We start from the raw sequence: 13751 nt of genomic DNA on the forward strand, positions 1-13751 counted from the left end.
ATAATCTGGGAGGACGACATTAAATGTTAAGATCAATGTATTCTGGGGTCTCAGGAATGCGCGGTTTCCAAACCAAGCTTGATGTCATCGGTAACAACATTGCAAATGTCAACACTGTAGGTTTCAAATCCGGTCGTGTTATGTTCAAGGACATCATGAGCCAGACGGTATCAGGCGTTACGGCTCCAACGGATGGCGGACAAGGCGGGGTGAATGCGAAGCAGGTAGGTCTCGGTGTGAGCATTGGTTCCATTGATACTATGCATTTGCAAGGTAGTGCGATGACCACCAACAACCCAACTGACCTGCGGATTGACGGGGATGGATTTTTCCTTGTAAAACTGTCTGAAGATCAGGAAACTCCTTTTTTGACCCGTGCAGGTGATTTTCGTCCAGATGCGGCCGGCAATCTCTTGACTGCAGACGGTCTGCATGTTGTTGATTCCAACGGTGATCCCATTCAGTTTGGAGACGACGTAACGGCATTCTCCATCTCTAGCGATGGTACGATTATCTTGTCAAGAGCAGACGGTACAACCGAGCCAGGACCGCAAATAGGTATTGGTAAAGTTGCCAATCCTCAAGGTTTGGAGAAAATCGGTGGAAATCTGTACCGGATGACCCTGAATGCTAACCCGGATGGCGCACTTGAGCCTACCACTGCGAACAATGCTGAAGCCGGAACCGGCTCCATCGTTGCGGGTCAGCTGGAGATGTCCAATGTGGATCTCACCGGTGAGTTTACGGAAATGATCGTGACACAGCGCGGTTTCCAGGCCAACTCACGGATTATTACAACTTCTGATGAAATTCTGCAAGAAGTTGTGAATCTGAAGCGTTAATTTTAAATGACGTTATTAATGAATCAATTTCATAATGCGGATTTTAATCCGAATAGGTGCAATATCTAGTTATACCAAAACCATGTACAACTAGATATCGATGATTAGACGCTCACTTATGGATTTATGAAATAGATTCAATAGCTTGCTATTATAAATTATAACGTTCGCCAAAGGGCGAGGATGCACAATCGGGGGAGAGGTTCTCCTCTCCCTATTTTTGTTAGGAGGCCTGTCATGATTTCCGTAACAAGATTAAATGGTACACCTATGTGGCTGAATGCCCTGCTGGTGGAAATGGTTGAGGAAAGCCCGGACACGTATATTACGCTGGTGACGGGAAAGAGACTGATCGTGCTTGAGAAAGCCGATGAGGTCATTGCAAAAATCCGTGATTACAACAAGGACATCGGCACGAATGCTGCCACCATTAAATTCCAAAACATGGAGGAGCTTTCATGAAAAAGATGCTGCCTTGGCTCATTACAATTTTACTCGCAATCACTTTAATCGTAGTGGCTGCGTTTCTGTTAATGGATAAGCTATTTCCAAGCAATTCCAATGATGTTGATCAAGCCGTGCATAATGTACAGACAAAGCGTTTAAGTGCTGATGAGATTGTCGCACTGACGGCTGAAATCAAGGACATCAAAACTAATTCAGCTGACCCCGATTATATCGTTTTAATAAATTTGGCTTTTCAACTGGATTCTGTGAAATCCAAAGAAGCTTTTGAGAAGATCCAAGAGATTAAAATCAAACCTATTATTATCAAAACGCTTGCGGACTCAAAGCCTGAAGAGTTAAATGGAGCAAGCGGTAAGGATCAGCTCACCAGCAAACTAGTCAATCTTATTAACAAATCATTGACTGAAGGCAAGCTGACTCAGATTCAAGTTACCAATTTCGTACTTGCAAGACAGTAGTAACCGGGGGATAAATCCTTGATGGGGGGGTGATTGAATTGGTTGATGTACTTTCACAAAACGAAATTGATGCTCTGCTTGCTGCACTGTCATCCGGTGAGATGGATGCCGATGAGCTTAAGAAAGAAGAAACACAGAAAAAGGTTCGCTCCTATGACTTCAAACGGGCTGTACGTTTTTCGAAAGATCATATCCGCAGTCTTACGCGGATTCATGAGAATTTCGCCCGCTATTTGACAACGTACTTTTCAGCCCAATTGCGCACGTTTGTGCAAATCAATGTCGTTCAGGTAGAGCAGCTCCCTTATGATGAGTTTATCCGCTCCATTCCAAAAATGACGATTTTGAATATCTTTGAAGCCGAGCCCCTGGAAGGGCGAATGGTTATGGAGGTACACCCGAATATCGCCTTTGCCATGCTTGACAGGCTACTTGGTGGTTTCGGAACTGCACCATCCAAAATTAATTCGTTAACCGAAATTGAAACAACGATTATGGAGCGTATTTTCAGCCGGTGCTTTGAGAGTTTACAGGAAGCCTGGAAGACGGTTCTGGATATTGAGCCGCGTATGGAAGCGCTGGAGACCAATCCACAGTTTATGCAAATCGTGTCACCAAATGAGACGATTGCCCTGATTTCCTTAAGCACCAAGATCGGGGACACAACTGGGATGATCAATCTATGTATTCCTCACGTCGTGCTGGAGCCAATTATGTCCCGACTTTCGGTGCACCAATGGTTCGTTTCAGAGAAGAAGACGAGAGATCCAGAAGAAATTGATGCAATAAAAGCAAGGGTACATAAGGCACAGCTGCCGATTGTGGCTGAGCTTGGTGAATCCAGGCTGTCCATAGCCGAGTTTCTCGGACTTAGTGTCGGTGATGTAATCTCACTGAACAGAAATGTGGATTCCGGACTGTCGATTAAGGTAGGAGACAAGCTGAAATTCATTGGAAGTCCCGGCATGATTAAGGATCGGGTAGCGGTTCAAATAGACGAGATTGTCCATGAAGGAGTTGAGGAACTTGACGAGTAAAGACTACTTATCCCAGGAAGAAATCGACGCTCTTCTGCGACAATCTGCGGAGGGCACGATGCCTGCAGCGGTAAAGACGGTAGATGATTTTCTGACACCGTTTGAGCAGGATGCCTTGGGTGAAATAGGGAATATAACGTTTGGCAGTGCGGCGACCGCATTGTCCACATTGCTGGGCAAGAAAGTTGATATTACAACACCTCAAGTATCTATCATTACACGGGGTGAGTTTGAAGAGACGTTTCCTAAGCCGCATGTAGCGGTTCATGTACAATATGTCGACGGGTTCCAAGGAATTAATTCACTTGTGATCAAGATCCGTGATGCACAGGTCATTGCTGATCTGATGCTTGGCGGAGAGGGTGAACCTAAGGAAGAAGAGCTTAATGAAATCCATATCAGTGCAGTTCAGGAAGCTATGAACCAGATGATGGGGTCTTCCGCAACGTCGATGTCGACCATCTTCAATCGGTTTGTTAATATCTCGCCGCCCGGGATTGACATTCTTAACATGTCTAGCGGAGAAGGCGTAGGGAGTCTGCCTGATGATGAGACACTGATTCGAATTGCTTTCCGGCTTAAAATCGGTGATTTGATCGATTCGACGATCATGCAGCTTCTGCCCGTGCGTTTTGCCAAAGACATGGTTACGATGCTGATTGGTGATGTAACGCCTACTGAACAGGAGACAGCAGCTTCGACAACGGCTTCTGCACCTCCACCAGCCCAACCGGCTCCAGAAGCACCTCCGGTCCAGCAGGCACCGCCACAGCAGCCTCAGGGTGGAGCTCAGCAGCCTTATCCGCCGCAGGGGGTGCCGCCGTATCCGGGAATGCCGGAAGGCGGGTACTATTATCCGCCGGCAGGAATGCCTGCGTACGGTATGCCAGGTATGCCGCCATACGGGATGCCGCCGCAAGGAATGCCTTATGCGCAGACACCACCGCCGCCTAACCCGGCACAGAATCGCAATGTCAACGTCCAGCCGGTGCAATTTGCCAATCTTAATGGGGGCGCCTTCGGCAACATTGACGAAAACAATTTAAATTTATTGATGGACATACCACTGAAAGTCACCGTAGAATTAGGAAGGACCCAGAAGCAGATTAAAGATATTTTGGAAATGTCGCAGGGCTCGATTATCGAGTTGGACAAGCTGGCCGGTGAGCCTGTAGACATCCTGGTTAACAACAAACTTATTGCCAAAGGGGAAGTCGTGGTTATCGACGAGAACTTCGGTGTTCGTGTTACGGATATCGTCAGCCAGTGGGACCGTATTCAAAAATTACAATAGCGTACTTAGGGAGGATTTTGTAAAAATGGCTAATCGAATTCTAATCGTGGACGATGCAGCATTTATGAGAATGATGATCCGGGATATCTTGACCAAGAACGGATTTGAAGTAGTGGGCGAAGCCCAGGACGGTTCTCAAGCGATCGAGAAATTTAAGGAACTGCGTCCTGATCTGATCACGATGGATATTACTATGCCTGAGATGGACGGAATCGCCGCCCTGAAAGAAATCAAAAAAGTGGATGCAAGTGCCAAGGTTATTATGTGTTCCGCCATGGGCCAGCAGGCTATGGTTATCGATGCAATCCAAGCGGGTGCTAAGGACTTTATCGTGAAGCCGTTCCAGGCAGACCGTGTTATTGAAGCGATTAACAAAACGCTAGGCGTGTAGGAACCAGATATGCCGAGCAACACAGAACCGCTTGGAACGGGTAATACCCTGCTGAACTTGCTTAACGTTATTTTAGTTCTTGCGGTGATCATTGTTCTTATTGTGCTGCTGATCCGCTTTCTTGGCCGCCGCAATCAGACTTGGATGAGCGGACGCTCCATGCGCACACTTGGTGCGGTGGGGCTTGGTCCGGGTAAGTCGATGCAAGTCATTGAAGTTGGCAGCAGCCTGTACCTTATTGGAGTCGGAGAGGACGTATCCATATTGGATAAGGTGACCGACCCGGATGAGGTAGCGTTGATTATTTCGGCCTTCGAGGATCAATCCTCGGGCCGTAACAACTTTCTCGTGCCGCTTATCTCCAAACTGAGAAATAAGCAGCGCGGGAAGGTTTCATCTCAGGAAATCGAACTTAGTGAAACATCGTCCTTTTATGAGACACTTCAATCCAAGCTTCGCTCTGCGCCTGAGCGTAAAGAGAAGATGGATGAACTGCTTCGGGAAGATGCCGCCAAGAATGAGTCGAGGGATTTATGAAAAAAAAGCTAATTCTCGCTTTTCTGCTGCTCAGTAGCCTTAGCATTCTTATGATTCATACGATGCACGCTGATCCTATCCCTAATATCAATGTTCAAATTGGGGGTAATGATAGTTCCAGCGGGGGTACCAGTTCTATATCCATATTGCTTCTTATTACGGTTCTGAGTGTTGCCCCGGCATTTGTTATTCTGATGACCAGTTTTACCCGGATTGTCATTGTGCTGGGCTTTGTCAGAACCTCGCTCGGTACACAATCGATGCCACCGAATCAGGTGCTGGTAGGGCTTGCTCTTTTTCTGACGCTTTTTGTGATGGCACCGACATTCTCGACCATTAACGAGACGGCGCTGCAGCCTTATATGAAAGGTACAATTACTCAGAGCGAGGCGCTGAACAAGGCAGCTGATCCTATGAAGGAATTCATGTTCAAGCAGACGAATTCCAAAGACCTGTTACTGTTTATGAAATACACAGGTTATACGGGGACAGAGAAGCCGGCTACATACAGCGACATCCCATTAACGGTCATTGTGCCTGCTTTTGCAATCGGTGAAATGAAAAAAGCTTTTACTATGGGTTTTCTTATTTTCATACCATTTTTAATCATTGATATTGTGGTAGCCAGCACCTTGATGGCCATGGGTATGATGATGCTACCTCCAGTTATGATCTCGTTACCTTTCAAAATTATGCTCTTTGTACTGGTAGACGGCTGGTACCTGGTCATAAAATCACTGCTACTGAGCTTTAACACCTGACGTTTATGAGGAGGCATAGGGGATGAGTACGGAGTTTATTATCGGTCTAGCTGGCCAAGCCGTATATATCGTGCTGGAAACTAGCGCTCCCATGCTGATTCTAGGTCTGGCGGTTGGGCTAATTATCAGTATCTTTCAAGCTACGACACAGATTCAGGAGCAAACGCTAGCGTTTGTTCCCAAAATCGTCGCAGTATTGCTGACTTTGCTGCTGTTCGGGCCTTGGATCATTACGAAATTGGTCGACTTTACAAGCCAGATTTTGGGTAATCTCCATATGTACATCGGTAAGTAACGGATATGGAGATCATGCTGCAAAGTTTTCCCGTCTTTCTGTTGTTTTTTTGTCGAATTTCAGCATTTTTTGTTGTCATTCCTGTGTTTTCATCCAATGGTGTGCCAATGACCTTCAAGATCGGCCTTTCCTTTTTTGTGGCACTGGTAGTGTTTAGTGCAAATGGAACCGGATTGGTTGTCCCGCAGGATATTAGCTATATTTTATTAATTGCTAAAGAGATTTTAGTTGGACTGCTACTTGGTTTTATAGGCTACCTCATCTTTATGGCGATACAAACGGCAGGTTCCTTTATTGATATCCAAATCGGATTCGGGATTGCAAATGTCATTGATCCGATGACAGGGGCTTCCGCACCGATTTTCAGTAACTTCAAGTACATGATTGCGCTACTGATGTTCCTGAGCATGAACGGACATCATTATCTGCTGGATGCAATCGTGTACAGTTATAATTGGGTTCCTATTAATAATGATCTATTCCTCAAAATGATAGACGGCAGCTTATCAGAATTCCTTGTGCGTACATTTGCACAATCGTTTATCCTTGCTTTTCAAATGTCTGCGCCCTTGGTGGCGGCATTGTTTCTGACGGATATAGGCCTTGCTTTTCTGGCGAGAACGGCTCCGCAATACAATGTATTTGTGATCGGGGTTCCGCTTAAAATCATTATTGGTCTGGCACTACTACTGGTGCTGATGCCAGGGCTGGCAGTTCTCTTCAGAAGCATGTTCGATATTTTGTTTGTATCTATGCACAACTTGCTGAAGCTGATGGGGAATAGTCCATAGGTGACCATAAGGAGAGAGAGTTATGCCGCAGCCTACGCGCTATAAACTGGATCTTCAGCATTTCGGGGGAGAAAAAACAGAAAAAGCAACCCCCAAGAAACGACAGGATGCGCGCAAAAAAGGCCAAGTAGCCAAAAGTACGGAGCTGTCGGGTTCTGTCGTGCTGTTATCTGGAGTGCTAAGTTTATCCATGTTTGGCGGTTATATGAAGGAACGCTTCATGACCTTGTATATGGATATTTTTCAAAACAGGATGCTGCAGGAGATTACACCAGAGAATGTGATGAAAATGTTCAGCGGGTACGGAGTGCAAGTGCTTTTGCTGCTGGCTCCGCTGCTCGGTATTACTTTTGTAATGGCTTTAGTATCCAATATCATGCAGGTCGGTTTTATGGCATCCGGACAAGGGCTAACCCCCAAGTTCAGCAAAATTAATCCGATCAAAGGGTTTAAAAATATCTTTTCCATGCGTTCGCTGGTGGAGTTTTTCAAATCCATCCTCAAGCTGCTTCTGATCGCTTATCTGGTTTACAGTACGCTTTGGGGACAAAAAAGAAACATCATGTCACTGTCGCATATCGATACGGAAGGAATCTTCAAATTCGTAGCCAAGCTGACGTTGACGCTCGGGCTCAAGATAGGTGCAGTGCTGATGGTTATGGCTTTTCTCGATTATATGTATCAGAAATATGAGCATGAGAAGAGTCTTAAGATGTCCAAGCAGGATATCAAGGACGAGTATAAGAAAATGGAGGGTGACCCTCTAATTAAAGGCAAGATCAGGGAACGCCAACGCAGGATGGCTATGCAGCGGATGATGCAGGAAGTTCCTAAAGCGGATGTGATCATAACGAATCCGACGCACTTTGCAGTAGCACTGAAATATGACGGTTCCATGATGGAGGCGCCACAGATTATTGCCAAGGGTCAGGACTACGTGGCACTCCGAATCCGGGAGCTGGCCAAGGAGCATGGCGTTGTGACTATGGAAAACAAGCCGCTTGCACGGGCGCTGTTCCAGAGGGCTGAAATCGGGGATACCGTCCCTGCAGATTTGTTCCAGGCAGTTGCCGAAGTACTGGCGTATGTATACAAGCTTAAAGGCAAGAAGAGATAAGGCGGGGGAGGTTAAGGACATTGAAAGCTAGAGATCTATCTGTTTTGGTGGGCATCATCGGTATTGTGCTTATGATGATTCTGCCTATCCCGTCCTGGCTTCTGGACGTTTTACTGGTTATTAATATTTCAGTTGCGTTAACCATCATATTGGTGGCTATGAATACCAAGGAAGCCTTGCAGTTTTCAATCTTTCCTGCATTGCTTCTGATTACAACGCTGTTCCGCCTAGCGCTGAACATCTCGACAACCAAGCTGATTCTCTCTGAAGGTGATGCAGGTGCTGTAGTTGCTACCTTTGGTAGCTGGATTGCCGGCGGACAGATTGCTGTCGGTTTTGTCGTGTTTCTGATTCTGGTAGTTGTTCAATTTATAGTTATCACCAAAGGTTCCGAGCGCGTGGCCGAGGTAGGCGCGAGATTCACACTCGATGCGATGCCCGGAAAGCAGATGAGTATAGATGCCGACCTCAACGCCGGCATGATTAATGAACAGCAGGCCCGTGAGCGTCGTCAGAAAGTAGAGCGCGAGGCAGACTTCTACGGAGCGATGGACGGGGCCAGTAAGTTTGTTAAAGGGGATGCTATTGCCAGCATCATTATCCTCCTTATTAACCTTATCGGCGGATTTATCATCGGGATGGTTGTACACGGTATGCCTTTTGGTGAAGCACTGTCAACCTATTCTGTACTGACTATTGGTGACGGGCTGGTCAGTCAGATTCCTGCTTTGCTCATTTCGACCGCTGCCGGCTTGATTGTTACCCGCGCTTCTTCGGAAGGCAATCTGGCAGAGGATTTGACAGGACAATTATTGTCTTATCCGAAGCTGCTCTATATTGTAGCTGTAACTGTAGCCTTCCTGGGTTTGTTTACTCCAATTCATCTCACAACAACGTTGCCTTTAGCTGGACTGATGGCCTTCGCTGCTTACCGGATGAGTCAGAATCTCAATAAAAAGCAGATCGCGGAAGAACAGCTTGTGGAAGAAAAGCAGATCGAAGAAGTGCGCAGTCCCGAAAGTGTTATCAACTTGCTTTCAGTCGATCCGATTGAGTTCGAATTTGGCTACGGCTTGATTCCGTTGGCTGATACGGGCCAGGGTGGTGACTTGCTCGACAGAATTATCATGATTCGACGGCAATGTGCGCTTGAGATGGGACTAGTGGTGCCTGTTATTCGCATTCGCGACAATATTCAACTAAAACCGAATGAATATGTCATCAAAATTAAAGGAAATAACGTTGGCGGTGGTGAATTATTACTTAATCACTATCTTGCCATGAGCCCAGGGTATGATGATGAGTCTATCAACGGGATTGAAACCGTGGAGCCTTCTTTCGGATTGCCGGCTCTGTGGATTGACGAATCCGTAAAAGAACGTGCTGAGTTGTCAGGTTATACCGTAGTTGACCCACCTTCTGTTGTAGCAACACATCTTACTGAACTGATTAAACGCCACGGGCATGAGTTGCTCGGACGTCAGGAAACCAAAATGCTGGTCGACAATTTGCGGGAGAACTACCCTGTGCTTGTGGATGAGCTCATTCCTTCAGTATTGGCCATCGGGGATGTGCAGAAGGTGCTGGGGAAATTGCTTCGTGAGAAGATCTCCATCCGGGATCTCGTAACCATCTTCGAGACGCTCGCAGACTATGGAACCTACACCAAGGATCCTGACATTCTTACCGAGTATGTGCGTCAGTCTTTATCGAGACAAATTACCCAACAGTTCTCTCAAACCGGGGAGACGTTACGGGTAATAACCGTAGGGCCGACACTGGAAAAGAAAATCTCTGAAAGTGTGCAGCAATCGGAGCAGGGCAGCTATCTAGCGTTGGATCCGGTGTCTACACAAACGGTCTATCAGCGACTGACCGAGCAGATCAATCGACTGCTTCAGTCGGGACAGCAACCGATTGTGCTGACCTCACCGAATATCCGCATGTATTTGCGGCAGGTGATTGAACGCACGATGCAGGATATTCCGGTGCTCTCTTACAGCGAGCTTGAACCGAACATTGAAATTCAAAGCGTTGGAGTGGTGAATCTATGAGAGTGAAGCGTTATGTGGTGGATACGATGCCTGATGCTATGTTGTCCATCCGCAATGAGCTAGGCAGCGACGCCGTCATTCTTAGTACCAAAGAGATCAAAGTAGGCGGGTTTATCGGACTCTTCCAAAAGAAAAAGATAGAAGTGGTTGCTGCCGTAGAGAAGGAGCAGAAGCCAGCTGCTCCGGCACCGCCGCCAGCGCCTTCTCTTAGCATACCGCGCAATGCCGTTCCGCAGGCGTATAAAAGAGCATCTGCCACGCCGCAGGCTGTTGAAGAGAAGCCAGCTCCTGCGGAGAACCGCACGTTTGCCGAGATTGCCGCAGCGCTCTCTGAGGCCATAGGTATTCAGGAGACACCGGTTGTGCCAGCGCCTCCCGTGCGCCAAGATCCACCTTCGACTTTGGAGGAGACGAGACAGACGTTGCTGAGTAAGGAGCCTGAGTTCCCGCTCCTAAATGTTGACTTCATGGAGGAAGCGAGAAGACCTCTTATAAATGAAGCATCGGCGCCTGATCCTGAGGTGTTGCGTGAAATTCGCGAAATGAAGCAGTGGATGGAACGGATTGCTCGTCACTCCTCAGGCTCGCGTGAATTGCCGGATCGTCTGGAGATACTCAGGAGCCAACTGGTAGATCAGGAGATGGATACGGTGCTGGTTGAAGAATGGATTAGCACTATTTTTGACCGCTGGAATGATGAAGGACGCACCTGGAGATCTGAGCAGTTCGATCAGTGTCTGGCTGAACAGATCAGCAGCTTTCTCGAGGGCCGTGTAGCTCAGGGGATACGCCCGGATACACAGATCGTATACATTGCCGGACCTACCGGCGTTGGTAAAACGACGACAATCGCCAAGCTGGCTGCAGAGCAACTCTTCAAGTATGGCCGTAGAGCGGGCTTGATCACCTCGGATACATACCGGATATCGGCTGTAGATCAGCTACGAACCTATGCGTCTATTCTGAACATTCCACTGGAAGTGGTTCAGTCGCCGGGAGATCTGCAGCGGGCGATGTTCCGGCTCGAAAGCTGTGATCTCGTATTGATGGATACAGCGGGACGCAATTACCGCAATGAGATGCTTGTTGCTGAATTGCAGAGCCTGTTGGCCAAGGAGCTAAGGAGCGAGACTTATCTGGTTCTTAGCATGACCTCCAAGAGCCGGGATATGAAGAAGATTGCCGAGCATTTCGGCAGGTATCCGCTGGATAAAGTAATCTTTACGAAGCTGGATGAAACGGGAAGCTACGGTCCTCTTTTCAATGTACTGAATGATTTTCCGTTAACCTTGTCTTACTTGACCAATGGGCAGAACGTTCCGGATGATCTCTTACTTGCTTCTGAAAAAGAACTATCTGATATGCTCTTGGGAACAGGTGGGTATTAATGGATCAAGCGCAATCTTTAAGACATCTTGTGTCCAGCCAAGACACCAAACGTATAACCAAGGAAGGTTCCACTGCCCGGGTTATTACAGTCTGCAGCGGAAAAGGCGGCGTTGGTAAATCGAATTTTACACTGAATTTTGCGTTGGCCCTTCAGTCACTGGGGAAGAAAGTTCTTTTATTCGACGCTGACATCGGGATGGCGAACATAGATGTGTTAATGGGGGTCTCTCCCAGATATAACCTCTATCATTTGCTAACAAGAGAAGCCGATATTAACCGGGTCGTTCAACTTGGACCGCAAGATCTTCCTTTCATCGCAGGTGGCTCTGGCATGGACGAGCTGTTCTCGCTCTCTGAGGCTGATCTCAATTATTTTACAACCCAGATCGCCGAGATTGCCGACAGCATGGATTTTATTCTGTTTGATACAGGTGCTGGCTTGTCCAAGGAAACGATGAAATTTATTTCGTCTGCCGATGACTGTCTGGTGGTCACTACCCCAGAGCCAACGGCTATAACTGACGCCTACGCACTAATGAAAGTGGTACATAACTCTCATCCCGATGTTTCTTTCAGACTTATTGTCAATCAAGCTGGGGACATACGGGAAGCAGCAGCAACTAGTGATAAAATTCGAATGGCGGCAAGCCGGTTTTTACAACTGAATCTTCCTTTCTTGGGTCATATCAGCAGTGATTCCCATGTGGTTCAGGCCGTGAAAAGACAAGTACCGTTCATTCTAGCCTATCCAAACAGCGCAGCAGCTAAAGACGTTCATCTTCTAGCCGTTCGTTATCTGGCAAGCGATGCTGCCATAGAAACCAAAGTTCAGGGGATTAAGGGGTTTATTCGCAAGTGGTTAATACGAAACAGGTAGTACATGTTCTGAACTCAGGAACAGAGGTGGAAATGATATGAAGCCATATAAAGTTTTGGTTGTTGATGATTCTGCATTTATGCGCAAGATCATTTCCGATTTGATTGAAAACGATGCTGACTTTCAGGTAACGGCAACGGCAGCCAATGGCCGTGAGGCGATTGAAAAAGTAAACGAGCTATGCCCCGACCTTGTGACCATGGATGTGGAAATGCCGGAAATGAACGGCCTGGAAGCGCTGAAAATAATCATGGCCGAGCGTCCGCTTCCCGTAATTATGCTGTCTGGCATCAACGAGGAAGGCATGAAGGAGACCATTCTGGCACTGGAGTGGGGGGCCTTCGACTTCATCCGTAAGCCATCGATTTCCAGCTCGCAAGATATCATCGCCGTGGGGGAATCGCTGCGTGAGCAGATGAAGGAAGCGATGCTGGCCCGTCATCAAAGACAAGTCAGAGAAACTACTATTCAGGCCATCGAAGCTAAACCTGTTGAGCCTGTAGCGCCGCAGGAACAAACCGCTAAACCAAGTATACAAGCTGTAAGAAAGAATCTGGAGCTCCCAGCCAAAAACTCCGGACTGCCGGCAAGCAAGCAAGCCGAAGCAGATAGAGCGATTAAGCCGGCAGAGGTGACTCGCGCTGCTAAGCCTATCCAGAAAAAAGCTGCACCGGAGAGCAAAACCACGAAGAAGTCGGTTCTGCCACCGCCAGCTTCTGAGAAGTTCAGGAGTCGCCTCAGAACAGAGCGTGAGTCTACGAATGTACTCCAGTTACAACAGGAGACCACTGCTGAACGGGCAGAGGTGACTGGCGCTCCAAGCACGGTCCGGAGCTCCGGTTCTGCGAAGGGACTCAGCAAAATCGTCGCTGTAGGTTGTTCAACCGGAGGGCCGCGAGCCCTTAAGGCTTTGCTGGAGAACATTCCGGCCGATTTCCCAGCGCCGATCGTGATTGTGCAGCATATGCCGCCTAACTTCACGAAATCGCTGGCACAGCGTTTGAATACCTTCAGTCCGCTGGAAGTGGCAGAGGCGGAGCCGGGTATGGTATTGCGGCAAGGGGCCGCCTATATCGCCCCGGGTGGCTATCACATGAAGGTTGTTCCAACCGCTGGCGGGCAATATACCCTTTCTCTTACGAAGGAAGAGGCACGTAACGGCCATAGGCCGTCTGTAGATACATTATTTGAATCCTTGCTTCCGCTTTCGTCGCTGGAACGTCATGCTGTGCTGATGACAGGAATGGGAAGCGATGGAGCACGAATGATGAAGGCTCTCTATGAATCCGGCGTTTGTTCAACCTTTGCCGAGAGTGAAGAGACTTGTGTTGTATATGGAATGCCGCGCTCTGCGGTTGAACTGCAGTGCGTTAGACATATCCTGCCGTTGCAGGAAATAGCTCCAAGACTGGTGCAAGCCGTTAAATAACGGAAAAGCGA

At 47.7% G+C, this 13751-nt stretch carries 15 protein-coding genes; all 15 read left to right on the forward strand.

Features of this window, described 5'->3' with window-relative positions; genetic code table 11:
- The first annotated feature begins 23 nt into the window (after positions 1 to 23).
- The 15 genes from flgG to ACFVU8_RS02265 all read left to right on the forward strand — a co-directional run bounded on the left by flgG (position 24) and on the right by ACFVU8_RS02265 (position 13740).
- Complete coding sequence (flgG, locus tag ACFVU8_RS02195) at positions 24 to 842, forward strand: flagellar basal body rod protein FlgG (protein WP_387425709.1); 819 nt, start codon at positions 24 to 26, stop codon at positions 840 to 842.
- Positions 843 to 1079: 237 nt separating this feature from the next.
- The gene (locus tag ACFVU8_RS02200; protein WP_379464374.1) at positions 1080 to 1304 is read left to right on the forward strand and encodes a flagellar FlbD family protein; all 225 of its coding nucleotides are present in this window, start codon (positions 1080 to 1082) and stop codon (positions 1302 to 1304) included.
- The gene (locus ACFVU8_RS02205) at positions 1301 to 1768 is read left to right on the forward strand and encodes a flagellar basal body-associated FliL family protein (protein ID WP_387425710.1); all 468 of its coding nucleotides are present in this window, start codon (positions 1301 to 1303) and stop codon (positions 1766 to 1768) included. The genes ACFVU8_RS02200 and ACFVU8_RS02205 overlap by 4 nt, the downstream gene beginning before the upstream one ends.
- 38 nt (positions 1769 to 1806) lie before the next feature.
- Positions 1807 to 2805: a flagellar motor switch protein FliM gene (fliM, locus tag ACFVU8_RS02210; protein ID WP_379464372.1), complete on the forward strand. Its 999-nt coding sequence runs from the start codon at positions 1807 to 1809 to the stop codon at positions 2803 to 2805.
- On the forward strand, positions 2795 to 4099 hold the full coding sequence (fliY, locus tag ACFVU8_RS02215; protein ID WP_387425711.1) for a flagellar motor switch phosphatase FliY: 1305 nt from the start codon (positions 2795 to 2797) through the stop codon (positions 4097 to 4099). The genes fliM and fliY overlap by 11 nt, the downstream gene beginning before the upstream one ends.
- A gap of 25 nt (positions 4100 to 4124) precedes the next feature.
- Positions 4125 to 4490: a response regulator gene (locus ACFVU8_RS02220; protein WP_066362129.1), complete on the forward strand. Its 366-nt coding sequence runs from the start codon at positions 4125 to 4127 to the stop codon at positions 4488 to 4490.
- A gap of 9 nt (positions 4491 to 4499) precedes the next feature.
- Complete coding sequence (locus tag ACFVU8_RS02225; RefSeq protein ID WP_387425712.1) at positions 4500 to 5027, forward strand: flagellar biosynthetic protein FliO; 528 nt, start codon at positions 4500 to 4502, stop codon at positions 5025 to 5027.
- Positions 5024 to 5788, forward strand: a complete 765-nt coding sequence (fliP, locus tag ACFVU8_RS02230; RefSeq protein ID WP_387425713.1) for a flagellar type III secretion system pore protein FliP — start codon at positions 5024 to 5026, stop codon at positions 5786 to 5788. Before ACFVU8_RS02225 ends, fliP begins: the two co-directional genes overlap by 4 nt.
- A 22-nt stretch (positions 5789 to 5810) precedes the next feature.
- Positions 5811 to 6083: a flagellar biosynthesis protein FliQ gene (fliQ, locus tag ACFVU8_RS02235; RefSeq protein WP_387425714.1), complete on the forward strand. Its 273-nt coding sequence runs from the start codon at positions 5811 to 5813 to the stop codon at positions 6081 to 6083.
- Positions 6084 to 6088: 5 nt separating this feature from the next.
- Complete coding sequence (gene fliR / locus ACFVU8_RS02240) at positions 6089 to 6874, forward strand: flagellar biosynthetic protein FliR (protein ID WP_387425715.1); 786 nt, start codon at positions 6089 to 6091, stop codon at positions 6872 to 6874.
- A 22-nt stretch (positions 6875 to 6896) separates the two neighbouring features.
- Entirely contained in the window at positions 6897 to 7991 is a 1095-nt protein-coding gene (gene flhB, locus ACFVU8_RS02245; protein ID WP_387425716.1) for a flagellar biosynthesis protein FlhB, read from the forward strand.
- A 20-nt stretch (positions 7992 to 8011) separates the two neighbouring features.
- Positions 8012 to 10045, forward strand: a complete 2034-nt coding sequence (gene flhA, locus ACFVU8_RS02250) for a flagellar biosynthesis protein FlhA (protein ID WP_387425717.1) — start codon at positions 8012 to 8014, stop codon at positions 10043 to 10045.
- Entirely contained in the window at positions 10042 to 11433 is a 1392-nt protein-coding gene (gene flhF, locus ACFVU8_RS02255; RefSeq protein ID WP_387425718.1) for a flagellar biosynthesis GTPase FlhF, read from the forward strand. Before flhA ends, flhF begins: the two co-directional genes overlap by 4 nt.
- Complete coding sequence (locus ACFVU8_RS02260) at positions 11433 to 12311, forward strand: MinD/ParA family protein (RefSeq protein WP_387425719.1); 879 nt, start codon at positions 11433 to 11435, stop codon at positions 12309 to 12311. Before flhF ends, ACFVU8_RS02260 begins: the two co-directional genes overlap by 1 nt.
- A 37-nt stretch (positions 12312 to 12348) precedes the next feature.
- Positions 12349 to 13740, forward strand: coding sequence for a chemotaxis-specific protein-glutamate methyltransferase CheB (locus ACFVU8_RS02265; RefSeq protein WP_387425720.1), 1392 nt, complete (start codon positions 12349 to 12351; stop codon positions 13738 to 13740).
- Positions 13741 to 13751: the final 11 nt, after the last annotated feature.

Origin of the sequence: Paenibacillus sp. NPDC058177, assembly GCF_042883835.1 — a bacterium.
In the GTDB taxonomy this organism is placed as follows: Bacteria; Bacillota; Bacilli; order Paenibacillales; family Paenibacillaceae; genus Paenibacillus_AQ; species Paenibacillus_AQ agri.